The sequence below is a fragment of the Paenibacillus sp. NRS-1760 genome (assembly GCF_050467785.1).
In the GTDB taxonomy this organism is placed as follows: domain Bacteria; phylum Bacillota; class Bacilli; order Paenibacillales; family Paenibacillaceae; genus Pristimantibacillus.
Genome location: NZ_JBITPK010000014.1, coordinates 488,173 through 510,555, shown reverse-complemented (window position 1 = coordinate 510,555; position 22,383 = coordinate 488,173). Strand labels below are relative to the sequence as shown.

Here is a 22,383-nt window from a genome sequence, read left to right as displayed (position 1 = left end):
TAATAGCTATCTGAACAACTAAAAATGATACTTTTCAATCATTGGAGTAAGCGCAATCATTAATAAGTATAAAAAAAGCAGATCGAGAAATCGTCTCGATCTGCTTTACATTTTTTTTCATTTTGCATCGCGCCTTCCGTAGCTGGCAGCAAAATGTTTCATTTTTTTATAGGCTGAAGGATCAAGTTTTTTAAGGGGATGAAATTGCGGATGATTGGAATTCACCTCAAGAACCCATAACTGCTGCTTCTGATCATATGCAAAGTCGATGCCAAGCTCGTGCATACCCGATCGTTTTTTACTTAATGTCCGTGATATTCGCAGGGCCACCTTGCTTAGTCTGCTGATCCGCTTATCCGTTGCTTCAATAGAAAGTCCTTGCCTTTCTCCAAGTTTTTTCATCGAATAGATTGCTCCGCCTTGATAATAGTTCGTTACGATTTTATGGCGAGCTCCTACCTTTACCATTAAACCCGTACAAACCCACTTACCTTCCGGCTTCCGCTGAACCATCGCTCGAATATCGTAGGGACATCCATCCACGCGATCCAATGATATTCCTTTTTGAATAATGAGCTTACTCGATTTCATTTTCATTATTTGCGAATAAGCTTCGGAAACGGAATTATAAAAATTTTTTATTTGTTTTTTCTTAACGATTGAATAAAGCTCATAACCCGAATTCACCCGTTTCAGCTTAAATATGCCCAAACCGAGCGAGCCAATATCTGGCTTGACATAAACGGTGTCATGACGGTTTAGCATCATCTGCAAGTGCTCACGGCTGAATGATACCGTATTCGGTACATACCGCTTCAATTTTTTATTCGCACATAAGTATTTGCAGACCCGCAGTTTTCCTCTTATATTGCGACTTGCATACTTTTTCTTATACACAAAAGTTCACCTCAGCTTACTTTATGACAGGATGAACAAGTGCAACTGTACGAACGTTTATAGACAGCAAATATACTAAATCCATTTTTCTTCCAACGGATTGGAACATTTTTCATATGATACACGTTATAATGGAGTTAATATAAGCGAAAGGTGAGCAGCAGAATAAAAACTAGGAATGATAGGAATGGTTGTAACTTGAAAGAACTCGTTTAACCCAAATAGACCCATTAGACACAAAGCTTGAGGTCACATTATTATTTATAAGTGTTATAAATCATGAAAAGCGGGGCAATGAAATGAAAATTTTTCAAAAAGTAGGCAATGAAGCACTTTTATACCGTATTATTTTAGCAGCTGTTGTTGTGTTTTTCATTGCAATAGGAACATTCATAACGTTTCAGCAAGGCAGCGATATGTATTTAGGCAATTTCGAAGAATATAATAACGATGATGTAAAATATATACGAAGTGCCGAGACATTGCTTAATGAAGGTACATTTACTTATCACAAAGTAGAAGATTCGACTGTATTTATTATGCCTGCCCTTACGATGGTGTTGGCATTTTGTATGAAGATATTTGGATATTGGAACGGAATTACCGCATTCCGCATTCTTCAAGTTTTAATGATGGCAGGAACGATGATTCTTCTTTATCAAGTTTGTCGACGATTTTTCCATGAACGAATTGGTGTCATAGCAATCCTACTGTTCGCGCTATATGCACCTAACTATATGGCAGCAAATTTGATTTTAACGGAGGCCTTTGGGCAGTTATTTTTATGGCTGTTTATTTATACCGGAATTGTAGCTGTAGATAAAAAGAAGTTGAGTTGGTTCGCCATTGCAGCAGTATGTTTAAGTATCGGGATATATGCAAGGCCAAACTTTGCACTCCTTCCGGTCGTATTTTTAATCTACATGCTAGTTAGAGGATATAAAATAAAAGAGATTATTAAACCTGCGATTGTAGTATCTGCTGTAATATTAATTTGCATTTCCCCTTGGTGGATAAGAAATGCTATCGTATTTGATAAGTTTATTCCGCTCACGCTCTCGTCCGGCAATCCATCTGTATTAGGAGCTATGATCGATTGGAGATATCCTGCTGGTGCAGAAGAGAAATTCAAAGAGGATTTTACGCGGTTAGGCGAGGCGAAAGATGCCATCGAATCCAATGAAATTCAAGCTGAGCTTGCCAAAAAAATTAGAAATTATGGATTTGAAACGGATCGCAATCGTTATATTAAACATTACACCGTTGATCGGGTAGTCGATATGGTCAAAGTACCTTATTATTGGAAGCCCGTACTTCATATTTCGAAACCCATCGTGGGCGTTTACCACTACGTGCTGCTATTGCTCGGAGTAATTGGATTGCTCATGACCGTTATTTTTAAAAGCAAACGCAAAGAACTATCTATATTGATAATAACCATTTTATATTTCATATTTACTTCGCTGCCATTTATTACATTTGAACGATACGGTTACTTCATTATGGCGTTTATCACGATATATGCAGCCTATCTCATTCATGAGCTAGTTGAAGCTGTGCGTTCGAAGAAGAGAAGTTCTTTGAGACAACCAAACCATTAGAGGGAGGAACCAAACCTTTAGAGGCTTCTACCAAACCTTCAAAGGCTTATCCAAACCTTAAAGGATTACTACCAGACCTTCAAAGGCTTTTTCCGGACCTTCAAAGGACAAACACTTAAAGGATTACTACCAAACCTTCTAAAGCGTTTCGAACCCACCCAACCCCTCCCTTCCAAGGGAGGGCCCCAAGGGCTGCGCCCTCTGGACACCCGCAATTGGACTAACGTTAATGCTAACCATGCGCTCTTTTGCTGCGTTTGCGTTGGAACGCTTTCGTCCCTTTGGGACACGCTTTACTTTGGGTGCTAAACCCGCTGATTACTTGTTAACCAACCTTCAAGGGCGTTTCGAACCCACCCAAACCCTCCCTTCCAAGGGAGGGCCCCAAGGGCTGCGCCCTCTGGACACCCGCGATTGGACTAACGTTAATGCTAACCATGCGCTCGTTTGATCCATTTGTGTTGGAATGCTTTCGTCCCTTTGGGACACGCTTTACTTTGGGTGCATAATTCGCTGATTACTTCTATAAGGAACTGTATGATGCTTATTTTGCTGAAAACTACTTTGCTAAAGTTCTAACGAATCCTAGTGACGTTATCTCATGTTATTTGGGGTGATATGTGTTGCTTTTCCCGAAATAACGATTCTGGGGTTCGTTAGATTGTTAATCGAGTACGAAACGTTTCAATAAGAGCTGCTGGGTTCGTTAGAGTTGGCAATCGCGTCGCTCTGCCTAAACTTCATCCATAAAACACAGAAATACAGAAGGGGCTGTTCCTAGCGTAGATAAATCTACGTTTGGAACAGCCCCTGTTTATTCGTTGGATATGAGTGAGTGCTGCGTTTACTCGATTACTCTTTGACCGAACCCATTACCAGGCCTTTAACAAAAAACTTTTGGAGGAATGGATATACGATAAGTATCGGGAGAGCGCCGATGAAGATTTGGGCTGATTTTACTGTTTTTTGTGAGATTAGCGCTAAATCAGCTGGGTTCATGCTCATCGAGCTCATATCGCGCTGGATGATGACCGTTTGAAGGAATGTGGCCAGCGGATAACGCTTTGGATCTCCGATATAAAGCAAGCCGTCAAACCATGAATTCCAATGAAAGACCATGCTGAACAAAGCGAGCGTTGCAATGGCCGGTAAAGAAACGGGTAGATAGATGCTGAACAATGTACGGAAATGTCCTGCTCCATCAATAAGCGCTGCTTCCTCCAGCTCCTTGGGTACTCCGCGGAAAAAGTTGAGCATGAGGATGGTTAAGAAGACATTAACCGCTCCTGGAAGCACGAGCACCCAAAAGTTGTCCATAAGGCCAATCTTTTGAATGACCATATAAAACGGGACAAGTCCCCCATTAAAGAGCATCGTGAATACGAACAGCCATGCATAAATATTTCTCCCGCGGAATGCGGTGTTTTCTTTGGATAGCGGATAAGCAGCCAAGAAAGCTAACAATAAAGTCAACAGCGTACCGATTACCGTCCTCTGAACGGCGATCCACATCGAGTTTAGAAAGATTGGATTGCTTGTCGTTTTTCGGTAAGCATCCAACGTAAAATCGACCGGCCATAGACCGACGATATTGGCATCCGCTGCCGCCTTTGCACTTAGCGAAACGGCAAGCACATGTAGCAGCGGAATCACACATAGCAGGGCAAGAACGATCAATAGGATCGTATTAAACGTGTTGAAAACGCGATAGGATGGTGATTTATGATACATTCGGCAGGTCCTCCTTTGGCTAGCGTAAACGGCCATCGCGTCCTCAGACGGCTAACTCGTTTCGCGATCTTGCTTATATTTTTTAAAAAATTCTGTAATTGGCTAGTTTGTAAGCAAGGCGATAGGAGATAACGACTAAGACAAAGCTGATCACCGATTTAAACAATCCGATTGCCGTACCAAAGCCCATTTCGCCGCTTAAAATAGCTGTGCGGTATACAAACGTATCAATAATATCGCCCTTCGCGTAAACCAAGGAATTATAAAGGTTGAAAATTTGATCGAAGCCCGCATTCAGCACGTTTCCGAGCGCCAGTGTACCGACTACAATAGCAATCGGAATCATCGACGGAACCGTAATATGAAGCGTCTGCTTCCAGCGGCTTGCGCCATCCACCTCTGCCGCCTCATAAAGCGATGGGTTTACGTTGGCAAGCGCTGCAAGGAATACAACGGTACCAAAACCAAACTCTTTCCACACATCAGAGAGGATAACGGTGAAGCGGAACCAGTCGCCATCGCCTAGGAAGAAGATCGGCTCAATTCCGAATATTCCTATTAGGAGACGGTTCACCAGCCCGCCTTCCGTCGATAGAAGATCTGTAAGAATACCGCCCAAGATAACCCAAGATAAAAAATGCGGCAGATAGACTAACGTCTGTACAAAACGTTTGACAAGCTGTTTTCTAATTTCATTTAAAAGAATAGCGAATACGAATGGAGCAAATAGATTCAGTACCATTTTGAAAATAGCGATGATTAGCGTGTTCCAGATCACCTGCAAGCTGTCTTGCCTCTCGAACAAATAGCGGAACTGATCCAGTCCAACCCATTCCGAGCCTGTCAGGCCTAGCCATGGTTTATAATCCTGAAAAGCCATTACAAGTCCACCCATTGGCAAGTATGCGAAGATGATTAGAAAGACGAGGGATGGAAGCACCATAAGATGGAATGGCCATTGCTTTATGAGGTAATAAAACAGCGGTTTTCCTTTTGATTTGACAACAGATACCGAAATGTCATCTTGTTGAATTGTTTGCTGCTGAGACATGTTTTGTTCCTCCCGCTGGATGAAATGCAGAACGCAATCAGCCTTTCACGGCACGTATGCATCGCGTTCCTTATATAAAAATTATATCAGCGACGGAAAAATTGAAGTAGCTAACAAACCCAACATTCATGGCACAAATGCAACCACTTTTGCGATCCAACATGTGAATTTAGCTTGCTGCATAACACAAAAAAATGCGGCCCCTCAGGGACCGCATTTCGTCAAGCTTATTTCGTTAAACTAGCATACCACTCATTAACTTCTTTCGTCATATCGTCGCCGCCGGATGACTTCCAGCTTTTCACGAATTCATCGAAAGCTTCAGCCGGTTTAGCGCCATAAATGATTTCGTTAAACGTTTGAGCTTCAATTTTTTTCAAATAGTCCATGCGTGATTTCATTGTTTTGGTAGGAGGTCCTACAAACATATCTTTCTTGGAAATCGCATCTTGCTCCATAACGACAGTTGCCGCAAGTGCCGTTTCCGGTCCGTACTGTGCAACAACTTCCTTCTCGCGATAAGTTTTTGCTTCTTTACCTTCAGCTAGGTTAAGCAATGCTTTAAACTGTGCATCAGGCATACGCGCACCGTCGCGTACAATGAAATAACGTAGTGGAGCCGTAATGGCACCGCCTGGAACATCATCCAAGTACAGCGGTTTGCCGCTAGCATCAAGAGCGTAATCATAACCTTCAAAAGCGCCTAGCTCGAACGGGCTTCCTTCTTGCGGGTCAGCTAGGTTGTCGAATAGATAGTTCTCGTAAGTGAAGAAAGCTTCTGGATTTTTCATATCTTTATTGATCAGAATAACGCCATTTACAAAGGAAGTGCCGTGACGCATTGCTTTACCGTCTTCACCAGTTGGAATCGCATAAGGCTTCCATACTGCGCCTTCAGCATTTTTTGCTGTATCCAGCAGCGGCCAGCCGCTCATCCAGTAAGGTCCAGGGATAATGCCTGCTGTTCCAGCTACAGCTGGTTCAGACGTTTTATTCTCATCCCACAGTGCTGCTTCTTTCGGAATATAACCTTTGTCGCGCCATTCTTTAAGCTTAATTAGGCCTTGCTTCATTCCTGCGTTCGTAGAACCGTATTCCAAAGTTCCATCCGCTGCCACATTCCATTGTGCAGGAAGTGTGCCATATGCGCCAAATACCCATGATGGATCACCCATCCAAGTGTTCATCGACGTTTTAAAGCCAACGCTTAGTGGAACAACTTTTTCTGGCGACAATCCTTGTGGATTATTGTTTTTAAAAGCTTCCATTACCGTTTCCAGCTCAGCAATCGTTTTTGGAGCTTTCAAATTAAGCTTATCCATCCAGTCTTGACGAATCCAGAGCACATAGTCGTTGTTGTAAGCATAATCAAGTAAAGGGATACCGATTCGTTTTCCATCACGCATGTAAGCATTCCATACGCTGGTATCAAGATTCATTGCCGCTTTCCATTTCTCGCCGGCATATTTATCGAACAGCTCGCCTGCGTCTTGGAACATGCCGGAGTCAATTAGATCTTGTGCCAGCAGCTTGTCGCCAACGACAGCAACATCCGGCATTTTTTGCCCTGAAGACATCGCAAGGCGCATTTTTGTTGCAAATGCTCCATTTGTATCTGTCACAGACCAAAGGGAATCTACTTTAATACCAAGCGTATCGAGCGCCCATTTTGTTGCCACGTTGTTTTCAATCGTTTCTCCCTCACGGAAGGTTAGCGCAGGGTCGACTCCCCATACAGTGGAAATCGTAACCGGCGGATCGTATTTCTCTTTGTAAGGGTTTTCCTCATTGCCCGCGGTAGTGTTGTCGCTTGGCTTATTTGACGGCTCTGCCTTGTTGCCGCTGTTCGAGCAGCCAATGATGGCTGATACGATTAGAAGCATACAAAGCATGAACGTGAACCGTTTCTTTGTTTTCATATTCATTGTAATCCCCCTCATGATTATGTTCTACATGCTTAATTATAGGCTTAGGGGCAATTTCAGCCTATGACACAAAGCGAACATATCAGCACCTTTTACAACCACTTTACTGTTCGCGAAACTCCTGAGGTGTCATACCATAATATTTTTTGAACGTTTTGCTAAAATATTGCGGATTCTGATAACCAAGCTCACTCGTTATTTCATATATTTTTTTGTTCGTATTTTTCAGCAAATAAAGCGCCCGCTCCATCTTCATTCCGATGATCCATTCACTTAAGCTTTCTCCCGTTTCCGCTTTAAATACTTTCGAGAGATAGACCGGATGAAGAAACACGCGATCAGCAATCGTTTTTACAGTCGTATCTAAGCTAAGGTTGTTCGCAACAATTTCCTGCACCTGCTTAACGATAAAGCTTTTGGAGCTCTCCTCTTTCACTGAGAGCACGCTTTGCAGCTTATGCAATACACCAATTGACCAATCTTCCAGCCGATCAGGCGATAGTACAACCGTTTGATCCAAAATAAAATCAATACCCAGCTCATTGATTTGGGATACGTATTGGCCCTGTCTATGCGTAATATACATAAAAGCATTGGTAAGCGCTAAGTATACCTCGTATAGATGCTCTCTTGAGAATCTTGTATTTTTCAAATCGGCAAAAACATCTTTAATTTTCTGCTCTACCGCATCCCAGCGCTTCGACTCCAGCAAGGTTATCATCGTAGGCGGCTTATATAAGCTTTCCATCGATTTAACAAAAGTGTTGTCCTTGCCCGAGCGATCCTCCAAATAATGAATAGAGTGCTGTTCTTCATTTGCAATCATGAACATCGCCCCTAGACCTGAACGATACGCAGTCGTAATCGCACTTGGAAACTCGAACCAATCCGTAACGACAATGGAGATATCTCCTTTGAGATAGTTGCTCACATTTGTACGAAGCTTCTTGGTTGCTTCGGCAAGTATCGTTTTACGTAAATTGCGGCTTTCCACACTATATTCTGACTTCTCGCCTGCTTCCGTTTTAGGCTGCGCCATAATAAGCAAATATTCATGTGGCGCTTTGCAATGCCATACATGGAAATGCTGAGCAAACGACTCCTCCGCTATATTCCCTACGGCAAACTCCATAAGTGAGGAAGAGCTATAATCCAGATGCGAAAATTGTTTGCCCAGTTGGACGAGCATCATGACGGTTGGACGTTCTATCTCAAGAGAAATTTCGTATTGCGTCAGCTTCTCTTTAATCGTCTTTGGCGAAAGCTGTCTGCCTAATACCAAGTCGACCATAAAATTGGCGCGCAGCACCTTGAAATCAGATTTGCGATCATACAGCAGCTGCTGATATTTCTCAGCCTGTTCCCATTCATCCTTTAGCGCTTCGATTGCTCCCGATATCGTTTTCACAAATTCATCGTCATTTACCGGCTTTAATATATAATCAAATGCTTGAAGCTGAACGGCCTTTTTGGCGTATTGAAAATCAGAATGCCCTGTAAGCAAAATGCATTTGATATTAGGCCAGCGCTGGCTGATCTCTTGAACAAGCTCAAGCCCATTCATTTCCGGCATCGCAATATCGGTAACGACAATATCTATCGAGTTTTCTTCAAGAAGCTCCAACGCTTCAAAGGCAGATGTCGCTTGATACACGCTTTTCACGCCAATCGAAAGCCAGGGAATGGTCTTCTCCAAGCTTCCTGTAACATACGACTCATCATCAATCAATAAAATTTCAATCATTTGAAAACCCCTTTTTTTTATCTAGCTTGGTGACCAAGTAATCGTGACTTTTAGACCTCCAAGATTTGAGGATGAGAAGCTGACTCCTGCTGATCCGCGAAATCTTAAGTGCATGCGCTGATGAACATTCCATAGCCCGCAGCCCATTTGCTCATCCATTTGATTTTGCATTTTGTGCTGAAGAATAAGAATATCCTCCATGCTCATCCCCTTGCCGTCATCCTCTACGACAAGCCGTGCTCCTTCTTCATGCCACTCTCCCGTTATTTGAATAATAGATGCATCCGTCCATGCCTCAATACCATGAATAACTGCATTCTCAACGAGCGGCTGCAGCATCAGCGGCGGTATTTCAAGATGGCGCATATCCGCAGGCAAGCTGATCGAAAACTGCAGTCGCGGCATGCGCATTTTTTGAATTTCCAAATAGCTGGTCACAAAATTAATTTCCTCTGACATCGCAACAAGATCGCGTTCCTGCCTTGTCGTATAACGGTAATAGTTGGACAAATGATGCGACATGGCAACGACTGCTTCATTCTTTTCAAGCTTGGCCATACTCGAGATGAACGAGAAGCAATTATAGAAGAAATGCGGATTAATTTGTGATTGCAGCTGTTTTAAACGTGCTTCCCGCACATGAATTTTTTCCAAATATACCGTTTCGAACAGCTCTTGAATTTGAGCGACCATTAAGTTGAAGCGCGTATAAAGAAAACCAAACTCGCTCCTGCCGCGCGGCTTCATTCGAACCGAATAATCACCATTTTTCAGCTTCTGAAACCCAACGATGAGATGCTTAATAGGAACCTGTACCTGCGCATATAAAAGATAAGCAGCGATGCAGCATAACAGCAATAAGCCTGCCAAAGATACATAAAATAATTGATTAGTTTTTTGAATAGGCCGAATGATTTCGGAAATCGGAATATAATCGATCAAATGCCAACCAATCGTTTCTGACTTCACGATATTGACCAAATATTTTTCCCCGCCCAAATCAATCGTACGGCTTTCCAAGTCCTGAAGCGGCTTTTGCTTCAACAAATGGATCACGTTGTTCGTCAGTTCCTTATCTGCCGAGCGATTATAAATAACGCCGACGCCTTCCAAATAATAAAATGGCTCTCGGCGGCCATCGCTCTTGAACTTGTCCAGCATATCTTTAATGTTCGAGCTGTCGAACTGCACCTCAATGACCAGGTTCGAGCTGCTTGGGTCCAAGTAACTGGAATACGGTGTTACCGCATAACGCGAGAAAACAAATTCATTATTTTCAGCGGCCTTCACTTGCCAGCCAGGCTTTAATCTTTTTTTCAAATCGGCGTCATCATAAAGCACAACGTCATTATCCGAAATATCTCTATGGAGAATCGGTGAATAGATATGAAGGCTGCTTCGCCATTTCGATGAATTTTGCTGAATGGCCAGCTTCGTTTGAATTCGTTTGATCAAAGTAATCATGCCCAGACTCAGCTCCGGCATTTCCGTAAAAATATCGCGAAGCGACGAAATATCTGGGTCCTGTATCAATAAATCAGGCCAAAGGGCCATCGAATCGATGCTTGTATTGACTTGATTCTGAAAGAATAGGAGCTGATTCGTGTTCGACTTGTTAAGCTCCTCGCCAAGAATGTCGGTGCTGGTCTTATTAGAGTAGAAATAGAGCAGCATAATCGGAACCAGCATAATAATGATTAAAGCGACGATTTTAGTAAATAAATTAATTTTAGGCATATTGCTTTGCACCTCTGCTGGATGTCATTTGGGCTGCTGCTTAAAAATCATTTTCTTCCTCTTCACCATACGTGGACATTCCATTCAATTCAACCCGTAAAATCGAAATGTATGTTATGTTTTTACAACCACTTTATTGCACAACATTTCTATTCTTTCAAAAAAAGAACCGGATTATCGGTTTTTACTCCGACATCCCAGTTCTTTCGTTTACGTTAATTGTTATATTTGTACGCAAACATGGAGGGCAGCGCGTTTCCTTCAAAATCAAACAGCGTCGTGTTTATGCTGGGCTTATATACTCCTTAAATAGATTAGGTGCTAGCGAAATCGTTGTAATACCCGTATTGAAGATAATGGATTGCAGGTCCTCTTTGGCTAGATCGGCAATCTGTTTGCTTCAATATTGGCTACAATACCAGTAGCTCCCGCTGTCGGCAGCGCGTTAACCGTGATCGTGTGATCTTTATCGTTCATCGCTCCCTGCTTCAAATCCACCTTTACAACCTGCGTTGTTGGCGTAGGTTGTGGCGTCACTGGCGGAGCCGGCGTCGTTGGTGTTGGCTCTGGCTCAACCTCTTCTGCCAGAACTATCGTCACTCCCGATGTAGTCTGTTTATCGGTCACAACGATCCCAGCTGCTGTATTTGATTGATAACCTGCTTTGCTCGCTTCAATCGCATAACCTGTTCCTTGCGGCATATCTGATAAAGTGAATTCACCTGATGCATTGGTCACTGCCGCATATTTCACTCCGTTAACTACGGTTCTTACGACAGCATTCGCCAGCTTATTGCCCCTTCGCCTTTTACCTCACCGCTTCGCTCCGGTTCCTTCACCTAGGAATCCTAAGGCAACAGCATCAATTAATGCCCAGTTTACAGTATAGGCATCAGCGTAGAAGCCAATAGTAAGCTCTCCATGCTCTGAGGTGAGCTCGTATCTGCTGAATATGGTCCATTATCGTTCAGTTAACCGCACGCATTTGGTCGAGACGCTTACGTTCCTTCTCAGATAGTTCATTCATATTTTGAAAAGACCTGAATGTGGTATCGAATACGACATTGTTTGATTTTGAGGGTAAAGTATTGCCTGCTCATGATGCATACAAGCTGAATACTGAAGGATCTACCGTTAATTTTGAAGGAGCGACAGTCAAAGGTAACTGAAATATTGATTTGGCTGATAAAGTGAAAATGAGCGGTCAAGGTATAGTCGATATTAATGCCATTCAATCCGGAAATTCACAACAAGACGGACATACAAAAGATCAGATTATTTGAATGTTGCAGCAAACCCTGAAGCGACTTTCACGGTCAAATCCTTCGAGAATTTTCCTATGGAATGAAAAGAAGGAACGAAAGCAACCTATACGATGAATGGATCAATTACTTTACGAGGAATATCGAAGTCGTGACTTTTGAAACAGAAGCATTATATAGCGATCACTTAAATTAGAAGGTAAAACGGTAGTGACCTTGAATGATTTCAATATGAAAAATCCACATACCATCGTACTTGATACGGAGAATGATGTAACCGTTCAGTTCCAGCTCAATTTAAAGAATAGAATTTTGACTCCACGCCAGCTGTAATCACAGCTGTTTTTTTTGTGTGATTAAGTTTTCTCACTGGTTCGGCTCAATTTTCGATATTGAAGTGGTGAGATTCCAACCGTACATTTAAATATCCGTCCAAAATGAGTCAAGTTTTCAAATCCTACACGAGTAGCTATGTCTAATACAGATAATTTGGATTCCTGTAGAAGAGAACGAGCTTCTTTCATGCGAATGTTATTTAAGTACTCAATACATGTAAATCCAGTAACTTTCTTAAACGTTCGACTTAAATGAGAAGAACTTATACAAAAGCTTTGAGACAAATCAACTAATGATAAACGCTTATCATAGTTAAGATTAATAAACTCCAAAATCCGATAAATTTTGTTATTTGCTCGATTCGACTCAATCTGGTAGTCGTTTAAACCCATATCTACTTTTCGTTTGAGAAACAGTAGAAGTTCCGTCAATAAGATTTTTTGGTAATAATCATAACCAGGTAATTTATTCTTATCTTCCTGAATCATTTTATTAAAATGATTTTCAATAAAGCTTTGGTCATATCCCCCTAGTTTAATTGCATTGGAATGGGAATGAAAATAGGAGAAAAGATTGCATCCTTCGTTTTCAATAATAAAGGTACTAAGAAAGTCTTTTTTAAAAACTAAAGTTACTCTTTCGAAGGCAGCACCATTTAAATTAACCAGCTTGTGTAAGTCATTCATGTTGATAAACAATAAAACTCCACTCACAATTTGGTAGGTTCTATTTTCGATATAATAGTAAATTTGACCTGAGATTAAATAGATAATTTCATAGGCATCGTGATAATGAGCAGAGGATATGCTGGAGTGAGTTTTCTTCTCACGGCTAATGTAAAACGGTAGAGATTCATAAAAATTGATTGCCATAGACAACCACTCCCTTTTTCAGTTGAGAGTAATATTCGAGGGGAAATCAAGTTTTGAAAACATTACATTTAGATCTACTGTTCATAGTATAACATCTTTCTCATTTCAAAAAAGGTTGTGCAAAGAAAATAGCAGTATACGTAGAAAATTAACTTTTTACGGAAAATAGGAAGAGATTGTATGTTCTATACTGCGATATATTGCAAATGAGACTTTCAAATAAAAATGGAAAAGAGGTAATACGGATGAAAATTAAAATTTTTTTGAAAAGGAGATTACATTACGTCCTATCCGTTCTACTTGTTCTTGTTTTGATGCCATTCCATGCAATAGGAGCTGCAGTCGCATATGAACAACCAGTTGAGATGGGAATATCATCGCTTCCTGAAGTCATTGCGGAGTGGAACTTTACCAGCGCGGGATCACAAGGGATAATACCAGCATCGTCTGGTGTGAAACAACAAGTCTCTACCATTCAGGCAATTGGAGGTCCAACCTTCGAGGCACTTGTATCAACGGACAATAGTATTAAATATCAAGGCTGGAACAATGGTGCAAACACGAAATATTGGTTAGCTACACTATCTACGAAAGATTATGAGAACATTACTTTATCCTCTGAGCAAACGTCATCAGGGTCAGGCCCTCGTGATTTTAAAGTTCAAATGAGTACGGATAAACAATCATGGACGGATGTAACAGGTGGTGGGCTAACTTTAATAACGAGCAGTTTTAACTGTACAACATGTAAACTACAGGATACACCTTTTCAGGCAAGCAATCAGAATTTATTATATATCCGCTGGCTGGTTACTTCTACTCAAGCCACGAACCCAAGTAATCCAGCTGTTGGTGCTTTCGGTTCAAGCTTACTAAAAGGTGTAATTGTTAAAGGTACTCGGATCGATGTCGGTACTGAAACACCAACAAACGATGTAAACAGAACACCTGTAGAAAACGCTAGCGGTCAAACAGAAGATGCGCTCGTCTCAATTAAATTTAACAAAGGCATTAGCCTCAACACAGGATATAACCCAACAATTATCGATAACCAAGGAACGGCATTAAATGGCCTAACGACAGCTGTGACTAATGATACTTTGATCATTAATCATCCTAATTTTGTGAATGGAATGACCTATACCGTAACGGTTCCTAAGGAACTTGTGAAAGGCGTTGATGGTGTAGCCCTTACATCCAACATTACGTGGAACTTTTCAATTAGAAATAATGCTACCAATGAGCCAATTGCTCTAGCAGAATGGATATTTGCAAACGGAGGGACCAACGGTAGTTTTCCAGCTACGAGTGGTCTAAACAAATCAACATCCACATTTACAAACATAGGTGGCGTATTTGAAGCATACGATAGTGTCAATAAAGCGGTCAGCTATCAAGGCTGGAACGGCAGTGGAAGTAAATATTGGCTTGCAGCCGTTTCTACATTGGGTTATGAGAACATCACTTTATCATCCATACAAAACTCTTCAGGAACGGGACCACGCGATTTCAAAGTCCAGACGAGTACAAACAATCAGACATGGCAGGATGTACCAAATGCAAATCTAAAGATGGTAATCTCAAGTTTTGATTGTGGCGGTAATACATGCAAACTATTAAACGTTCCGATTCCAAATGCAGCAAATCAGAATATGTTGTACATTCGTTGGTTAGTAAGTTCAAATGTAAATACCAAAGGTGAAGTGGGTTCTATAGGCAGCTTTGGTTCCAGCAGAATTAAAGATATTCGCGTAAAGGGGAGTCTAATCTCAGGAACTAATCCAGGGACTCCAACCATAGATGAAGTTGTCCAACCTGTAAACGGTGCAGTAAATGTCCCAATTGGTAGTCCAGTTACTGTAAAATTCAATAAACCAATTAGCCTTGTTCAAGGGTACTCGGCAATAATTAAAGACAGTAGCAGCATCCCATTAAGCAACGTAACTTTTGAAATCACAAATAACAACACTCTAAAAATGAATCATCCCAACTTTGCAAGTGGTAAGACATATACAGTATCAGTACCTAAAGAACTTATCAAAGGACAAGATAATTTACCTCTGATTCGAGATGTATCTTGGAGTTTTACCGTTCAGAGTTCGACTACTACACCAGTTATTCCGAAGTTAATCAATATGACATTTAATGGAGATCCGAAAACAAGTGTTGCACTTGCCTGGTATACGGATGTAATGACGGACACGGTCGTTCAAGTGGTGCCAGCTTCTGCAGTACAGGGCGGTGTGTTCCCAGAGGTTGGTGCAACTACTTATCAAGGAAACTCGGAGAAAATTGAAACTTATGTGATCAAAGCAGACAGAACTACAAAGAAGAAAACAAATTATTACGCTCATAAAGCTATCGCAAACAACTTAACCCCAGGAACTGCTTACAAATATCGTGTAGGTAATGGATCTTCGAACAGCTGGAGTCAGATCGGCTCATTCACAACTGATACTTTAGCAAATCAACCCTATCATTTCATAGCAGGCTCAGATTCTCAAGCCTCTAGTCGATCCGGTTTTGAACCATGGGCAGATACTTTCAAGAAAGCGAAATTACAAATAGGCGATCCTAAATTTATTATTAACGCAGGTGATTTGGTAGACAATGGGGATTTGGAGGAGCAATGGCAATGGATGCTCGGTCTAGCACAGAATGAACTTACAACTGTGCCAATAGTTCCAGTGCTCGGAGGCCATGAAGTCGAGGATTATACTGGAGATGAGACCACACCAAACAATAACTTCTATAATCATTTTAACTTACCTAAACAGGTTATTACTGGTACTGACGATGGTTCTGTTTACTCTTTTGAATATGGAGATGCACTATATATCATATTTAATTCACAATATGAAGGAGGACTTAACAGTAACGGAACAGTGAAGTGGGTAGATCAACAATATTTGGATCAAGTGAAATGGATGAAAAATGTCGTTGCAAAAAGTGATAAGAAGTGGAAATTCGTTACATTCCACAAAGGTCCTTATGGAGCAGGAGATAATTCTGGACAATATGAAGACGAAAGGGTTCAATTTTACAAGAAACATCTTGTACCTGCCTTTGATGAGATGGGAATTGATATGGTGTTTGAAGCTCACGATCATATGTATATGAGATCTTTCCAAATGTATAATGATCTAGTTGTTCCACCATCACAAATTACAAAAGATAGTGAAGGAAATGCAATTAATCCTAAAGGCACAATCTATCTGATGTCGAATGCATTTGGAAATAAATTTTACACGAAGTATCCAGGTTATAATGATTATTTCGCAGCCAAAAATTTACAACCTAACAAAAAAATGTTCACCGATGTTTATGTATCCGATCAAGTGCTTAAATTTACAGCTTATACAGCAGCAGTAGCAGATGAAGGATCGGGCAATAATGGCGTAAAGGCATATGATAATTATGGGATTAGAAGAACAGATGTTAAGCCAACGGTCGTTACGAATGCTAGTGTTGTACGAAATGATACTAACGCCGTTATTTCATGGAGCCCTCCTGTAGGAAGTACAGAACCTGTTAGAGGTTTTAGAATCTATGAAAAAAATGACAAGGCGTCCAAACACTGGAGTGAGTATATCCCGGTAATAGCAGGTAGAACGCAGTACAGTTTTACTGTAAACAACGTGAATTCGACTACGAAATACGATTTTATCATTAAAGCAGTGGGTTCGAGATTAAATTCAGATCCTGTCGAGGTAAGCACAAATTAACGAAAGGCAAGGAAAGCTACGATGATTACTTCGAATCGAAATCATACTGATAAATAATTTCTCAAAAAATGGTCGATGGGAAGCATTAAAGCTTACTTTTAGTGAATAAGATTAACTGAGTCACTTTAATATTGAGTGGCTCTTTTTTTCTGTATTATTCATTGATCCAGCAGATGATCAAAAGCTGCCAAAGCAAACTACTATGGGCGAAAATGAGCGCCATGTGTGAAGCAAATTTCAAATAACTTTACTTCACAGAATACAGGTTCTATGAAGTGAAAAAAATAGACCGTAAAGACAACGGTCCTTGCATAACCAAGTATATATCGATGTAACAGAATGTTACAAATCAAATAAGATTCTCATTATTTCTTCATCACATTTTCGTTGCTTTATATCAGGAATATCTGATGTTCCTTCTCTATGTACAAGGTATAAATATACTTTTGTATCATCCAAAGCTTAGCGCCATTCGTCCAGTAATCGCTATAGTGGAAGGACAATTGAATTTGCAGACCTGCAGTTCTAGTGCGCTTCGCAAGCTTCAATATGTCCGATTGATCCATAATGCCTGCTGGGCGATAATAACTCCCGTCGCCGTGCCTTGCGATTCAACATAAGTAAGCTCTGAGACGTCGTCGCCCTTGCCTCTGAGGAACCCATATAACGGGCCAAAAATATAATTGGCACGCTGACCGCCGCTTTTTTTGCGACCATACTGTTAACGTGTAATAACCGTTCTCTAGTCCAGAAATCGTCTGTGAGCTTGTTACCTTATAATCTCGCTCAGAGGCAAGAGCCGATCTCCAGTGTTGGCCCTTCTGTTTGTATGCTCCAATTGCCAATCGCTACTCCAACAGGCTGCAGCTCAACTAACTCCTCTTTAACAAGTGTAATCAGATCGATGCCGAGCCATTTGTCTGCCGCTCGATCTGCGTAGAAACCGATCGTTACCTGATTGTTTTCAATAACGACACGCATGCTAATTTTTGTCCACGAGGATGAGCTGACCGGAATATTAACCTTCGCTTCCGATCTTCCCGATCTTACTCTACTCAAAATCTTCGCCCCTTCATTCCAGTTATTGATCCTTGTGTCATGTACAGCCTAAATAAGGCGCTGTCATTTTCTAAAAGAATTAATCGCTCTACTGAAGGTGCATCTATAACTTTAAAGCAAATGAATCTTTTTAGTAGCAACACAAATGCAATATTTAAGCAAGTTTCATAGCCAATTCGGCATCTTCCAACAAAAAAATCCCCCCTCGCTTCAGCGAAGGGGGATAACTGCTATTGACCTAATAGTATTTTTGCATAAGGTGAATCGATAGGCATCATAATAACTGGCTCGTTTTTCAACGTCGTTGCATAGCTCTCCAACGTCCGATAGAAATTGTAGAACTGCGGGTCGCTGCCGTATGCTTTATTATAAATCACGGCTGCTTCACGCTCGCCTTCAGCGACGATTTTTTTGGCATCAGCCTGCGCTTGCGCTAATAGTTCCGTAGCTGTACGATCCGCTTTGGAAGTAATCTTTCGCGACTCCTCATCACCTTCGGACAAGTAGCGTGCTGCGATCGATTGACGATCTGAAATCATCCGGTTGTAAACGCTTTGCTTGTTTTCTTCCGGCAAATCGGTACGTTTAATGCGAACATCGATAACTTCAATACCATAATTATCACGAGTCAACGCAGACACAACATCCTTCGTAATCTCATCGTTTATATTGCCGCGCGCTGTGTTCTCACTAATGATATTATCGTAGTTGACCTCTGAGAGCTTACGGCGAACAGAGTTGTACACGGCCTCATCGATCCGCTGTATACCGCCGCTGACCGACTGCACCGTTCTTAAAAACTGTGATGCATTTGTAATGCGCCATACCGTATAGTTGTCTACTACGATAGGCTTCTGATCCTTCGTTAGAATCGTCGTCGGCGTGCTTTCATATGTCATTTGATATTTCGGCAGCGTCGATACGTTCTCAATAAACGGAAGCTTAAATTTAAGGCCCGGCTCTGGCACAGCTCTCATCGCTTCACCAAATCGAAGCACAACCTTATATTCGCCTTCCTTCACGATATACATCGAGCCTGAGCCCAATATGACAACAATCAGTACAACTATAATTGTTAACCATTGGTTTCTTTTCATTGTGCGTCACCTCCTTGCGGAGCTTCTGTGACTGGCGGCGTTGTTGCCGGCGGAGTCGTCGTGCTGCCGCTACCGCTGCGCAGCAATTCATTTAGTGGCAAATAATTTACGGTATCGCTGTTCGAATTCGTAATAAAGATTTTCGCGTTCGGCAATATTTTTTCAAGCGTCTCCAGCACCAAACGACTTTGGGTAACATTCGGATTTTTTTTGTACTCGCCGAATATTGCATTAAACTTGGCAACGTCACCCTCGGCATTCAGAATCCGAGATTTCTTCTGTCCTTCGGCATTTTCAAGAAGCGCTTGCGCCTCGCCGCGCGCTTTCGGAATACGGTCATTCTCATACTTCGCAGCGTTATTAATTTTGGTATTTTTCTCCTCGCGTGCATTCGTTACCTCACGGAAGGCCTCAGCCACTTGACCGCTTGGCGGCTCGATATCCTGGAACTTGATATCAATGATTTGTATGCCGGTTTTGTACTTGGACTGCAGCTCAATCAGCTTCTCCCGAACCTTGTCTTGGATCACTGTCTTACCGTCAGTAATGGCGTAATCAAGCTTCTCCGAGCCGATTACTGCACGAATCGAGGAGCTTGCTGCATTTCGCAGAAACTGCTCCGCATCGGAAATATTGTATAAGTAATCATGAATGTTGCTTATCTTCCATTGTACAACTGCATCCGCGGAAACGATGTTTTCATCACCCGTGATCATCATCGCTTCTTCATCATTTGGAATGGCTTCTGAGCCCACTTGTCGATAACCGATATGAATCCGCTGTGTCAGCTCCGCTTTTACAATTTTGACATCTTGAATCGGATAAGGCCATTTAAAATGCAAACCTGCTGAAGTTTCATTCGAATACTTGCCAAAGGTTAAAATGGCTGCCCGTTCCTGCTCCTGTACTGTGTAAAAGGAGGTTGTTCCTAAATAAATGACAATAACTGCGGCGACGATACCGAATACGATTTTTTTAACCGTACTTGGCTTTAGCTCTGGCGGCCTTCGACCGCTCATACTGTGATTCTCGCCTAGGTTCTGATTTTGATCTGTAAAGCTCAAAGAAATCTCCCCTTCCAAGTATCTTTTATATGGCTATAGGGGATAATACGCGAAAACGATGAAAAAGTAACCGATTTTGTCATATTTTTCTTAGCTTTCGTATTAAATAGCTCGTTTCCTGCATTTTACTTGCTATTAATCCATTTTAGTCGCTATTGCGCCTGTACATAGAGCAGCAGCTTAGACTCCGATGGTGCCAGCTCAATGCGATGTCCATCACCCTCTGTCACGGCTTGCCCCTCCTGTCCACTCCACAAATCCCGAACGACTATCCCCTTAGAGGAATCTATGCCCATTCTTGCAAATGATGCGTGCAACAAGCTTTCCTTCTCTACTTCGAAATTAAAAGCAGCGACGTAAGTCCCTTCCTCTGCTCGCAACATGAACAGATTTTCACTTTTGTTCCCGCTGCTGCACTCAACCGGACGGAAGGTTACACCTCTTTTAGCTAACGCCATGATTTCTGGATTTGTCATCCATTCCTTGGCCCGCCGCGCTGCCTCCTCCATTCGGTAATCATCGCCGAGCAGAAGCGAGGTGCCCGCAATTACCGCACTGTTCAAACGGCTTCTCCCTTCATGCTCGCTAATCGCACGATGGTTGTCGCTTTTGTAGAGGACAACATGATCGGGGTCGTTGAAACGATACAAGCTATCGTTAATCCACCAGCCATACGTTAACGCGTTAAGCATATATTCGGTATCATTGATCGTTCCGAATGCATCGCAGGATACACGGCGGCTGTGTGCATAGCCATGCGGAAATAACGGAGCAATAGACAGATTAATTAAGAACGGTCTGCCAATTTTCTCAGGATTCAGTGTCTCACGTACACAAGCCATACCTTTGTTGTACGCCTGTATTCCTGTTCTTATATTCGAATCATAGAAAACGCCTTCCATTGCGCCATGCGTCAGAAAATCCAGCTTAACATAATCAAAGCCCTGCTCTACAAAGCTCTCCAGCCTTTTTCTAATTCGCTCCAGCGCGACTGGATGCGATGGATCTATTGCAAATGCGCCATCCAGCTTCGGCAGCGGCTGTCCAGCTGTATCCTTGATCAAAATCTCACGGTAAAGCACTGCCCCATCTGTTCCTTCAACCGGCGTATCCGGATCGTTGCCCCAGAAAGCGAATGGCGTATAATAAGTGCCCGGCTTTTGACCGTTCGCCTTTACCCGTCTTAGTGCGTCCTTTAGCTGCTCTTCCGATAAATTGTCCCAGAAGGAATCGAAGTTGACGTAAAGGCTTCCCTGATCGTCAGCAAAGCTGTTTTGCTGCAATTGTTTGGAGAAGAAATCAGATGTATACGTATACACATCATAATCAAGCTTGCCCATGACGGCTGACCAGCTGTTCCAGCCCATCGGTACGCCCCCTTCCCAAGGAAGTGCTGGTGTCAATACGGCATTCGCCTTGCCATACACTTCAAGCCCATCGCGGTAATCCGAGAACGCACCGACAAAAATCGTCGGAGAAACAATGCTTTTACCGCGAATTGTTCCGTGTGCAACTGTATCTCTCGTCTGCATATCAGCGGCTCCGCCATAAACGCGCAGCCTGCCCAGATCCTCAGGGAACGTCCCTTCCACAACTACGCCTGTTTTCCAAGTATCATGTGTGACTGATCCAATAACAAATCCGTTTCTGCTTTGTGCACGATAAATGGCGGTTGTCTCATAGCTGTGTACGCTGCAAGGAATAGCATGTGAGGCAAAACGAACCCATTTGTCATTATCGAATGGAATGAATAAGGCCCTGATTTCCTCGCTGGCACCTGCATCTGCCCCAAATTGTGCAATACTTCCATCATTTAAATATGCTGCTAGCGGCGTAATTTCATTCGTCTCCCATTCGAGCTCGCTTTCCACTTCAAGCTCCATCAACAAATAAGGCAGCTGCTCGTACATACGGAAATGCTGACGCATGAATGGCTTGCCAAGCTCTTCATGCTCAAAGCTCCAGTGCAGCCCTTTGCCAAATCCATCCTCAATGGCGTGGATAGACGTTTCATTAACAACATGTTTGCTGTAGAATGTCGAGCGCAGCTGTTCCAAACCATAACGTGCTTCGGCATAAATGCCAACCAGCGCCGCGCCGCTGCTCCACTTCAGCGATACATGCCCATCCGTCAAATGTACGGTTGCCTGAATGACTCCGTTATCAACAACATATTCCTCCATGCGCTGCTCCAGCTCGAATTGTCCCATCTTCATCTCTCATCCGCTCCTCTTTTATAATGGAAGAAGGCCGGCAGCGCCGGCCTCCATCATGCTTGCATT

Annotated in this window: 15 protein-coding genes; 2 read left to right on the top strand and 13 right to left on the bottom strand. The window is 42.3% G+C overall.

The features are described 5' to 3' along the window. Positions 1–117 precede the first annotated feature (117 nt). Positions 118–897, bottom strand: a complete 780-nt coding sequence (locus ACIFSR_RS21490) for a YheC/YheD family protein (protein ID WP_430059827.1) — start codon at positions 895–897, stop codon at positions 118–120. 299 nt (positions 898–1,196) lie between these two features. On the opposite strand from ACIFSR_RS21490, the gene ACIFSR_RS21485 reads away from it, so the two are divergent. Next, on the top strand, positions 1,197–2,498 hold the full coding sequence (locus ACIFSR_RS21485) for a glycosyltransferase family 39 protein (protein WP_339204537.1): 1,302 nt from the start codon (positions 1,197–1,199) through the stop codon (positions 2,496–2,498). 852 nt (positions 2,499–3,350) lie between these two features. Here the strand turns inward: ACIFSR_RS21485 and ACIFSR_RS21480 are convergent. From ACIFSR_RS21480 to ACIFSR_RS21450, 7 genes are all read right to left on the bottom strand, one after another. Continuing rightward, positions 3,351–4,229 (bottom strand): carbohydrate ABC transporter permease, encoded by an 879-nt coding sequence (locus tag ACIFSR_RS21480; RefSeq protein ID WP_076267451.1) that lies wholly within the window; start codon positions 4,227–4,229, stop codon positions 3,351–3,353. 82 nt (positions 4,230–4,311) lie between these two features. Further along, positions 4,312–5,172: an ABC transporter permease gene (locus tag ACIFSR_RS21475; protein WP_430060423.1), complete on the bottom strand. Its 861-nt coding sequence runs from the start codon at positions 5,170–5,172 to the stop codon at positions 4,312–4,314. Between the two features lie 335 nt (positions 5,173–5,507). Next, positions 5,508–7,205 carry a sugar ABC transporter gene (locus ACIFSR_RS21470; protein WP_430059825.1) on the bottom strand — a complete coding sequence of 566 codons (1,698 nt, stop codon included), beginning with the start codon at positions 7,203–7,205 and terminating at the stop codon, positions 5,508–5,510. A 103-nt stretch (positions 7,206–7,308) separates the two neighbouring features. Further along, positions 7,309–8,949: a response regulator transcription factor gene (locus tag ACIFSR_RS21465; protein ID WP_339204541.1), complete on the bottom strand. Its 1,641-nt coding sequence runs from the start codon at positions 8,947–8,949 to the stop codon at positions 7,309–7,311. A gap of 21 nt (positions 8,950–8,970) precedes the next feature. Further along, entirely contained in the window at positions 8,971–10,686 is a 1,716-nt protein-coding gene (locus tag ACIFSR_RS21460) for a sensor histidine kinase (RefSeq protein WP_430059823.1), read from the bottom strand. Positions 10,687–11,064: 378 nt separating this feature from the next. Continuing rightward, positions 11,065–11,475, bottom strand: coding sequence for a carboxypeptidase-like regulatory domain-containing protein (locus ACIFSR_RS21455; protein WP_430060420.1), 411 nt, complete (start codon positions 11,473–11,475; stop codon positions 11,065–11,067). An 829-nt stretch (positions 11,476–12,304) separates the two neighbouring features. Next, on the bottom strand, positions 12,305–13,156 hold the full coding sequence (locus ACIFSR_RS21450) for an AraC family transcriptional regulator (protein WP_339204543.1): 852 nt from the start codon (positions 13,154–13,156) through the stop codon (positions 12,305–12,307). Between the two features lie 245 nt (positions 13,157–13,401). Between ACIFSR_RS21450 and ACIFSR_RS21445 the strand changes: the two genes are divergently transcribed. Further along, positions 13,402–16,881, top strand: coding sequence for an Ig-like domain-containing protein (locus tag ACIFSR_RS21445; protein WP_430059821.1), 3,480 nt, complete (start codon positions 13,402–13,404; stop codon positions 16,879–16,881). Between the two features lie 392 nt (positions 16,882–17,273). Here the strand turns inward: ACIFSR_RS21445 and ACIFSR_RS21440 are convergent, their stop codons facing one another. The 5 genes from ACIFSR_RS21440 to ACIFSR_RS21420 all read right to left on the bottom strand — a co-directional run bounded on the left by ACIFSR_RS21440 (position 17,274) and on the right by ACIFSR_RS21420 (position 22,317). Next, positions 17,274–17,447, bottom strand: coding sequence for a glycosyl hydrolase 53 family protein (locus ACIFSR_RS21440; protein WP_339204545.1), 174 nt, complete (start codon positions 17,445–17,447; stop codon positions 17,274–17,276). Positions 17,448–17,667: 220 nt separating this feature from the next. Continuing rightward, a complete protein-coding gene (locus tag ACIFSR_RS21435) occupies positions 17,668–17,940 on the bottom strand; it encodes a hypothetical protein (RefSeq protein WP_430059819.1) in 273 nt (90 codons plus the stop codon). Between the two features lie 230 nt (positions 17,941–18,170). Further along, complete coding sequence (locus tag ACIFSR_RS21430; RefSeq protein WP_339204548.1) at positions 18,171–19,037, bottom strand: protease modulator HflC; 867 nt, start codon at positions 19,035–19,037, stop codon at positions 18,171–18,173. Then, on the bottom strand, positions 19,034–20,101 hold the full coding sequence (gene hflK, locus ACIFSR_RS21425; protein ID WP_430059817.1) for an FtsH protease activity modulator HflK: 1,068 nt from the start codon (positions 20,099–20,101) through the stop codon (positions 19,034–19,036). The genes ACIFSR_RS21430 and hflK overlap by 4 nt, the downstream gene beginning before the upstream one ends. A gap of 152 nt (positions 20,102–20,253) precedes the next feature. Then, positions 20,254–22,317 (bottom strand): alpha-galactosidase, encoded by a 2,064-nt coding sequence (locus ACIFSR_RS21420; RefSeq protein ID WP_430059815.1) that lies wholly within the window; start codon positions 22,315–22,317, stop codon positions 20,254–20,256. Positions 22,318–22,383 lie beyond the last annotated feature (66 nt).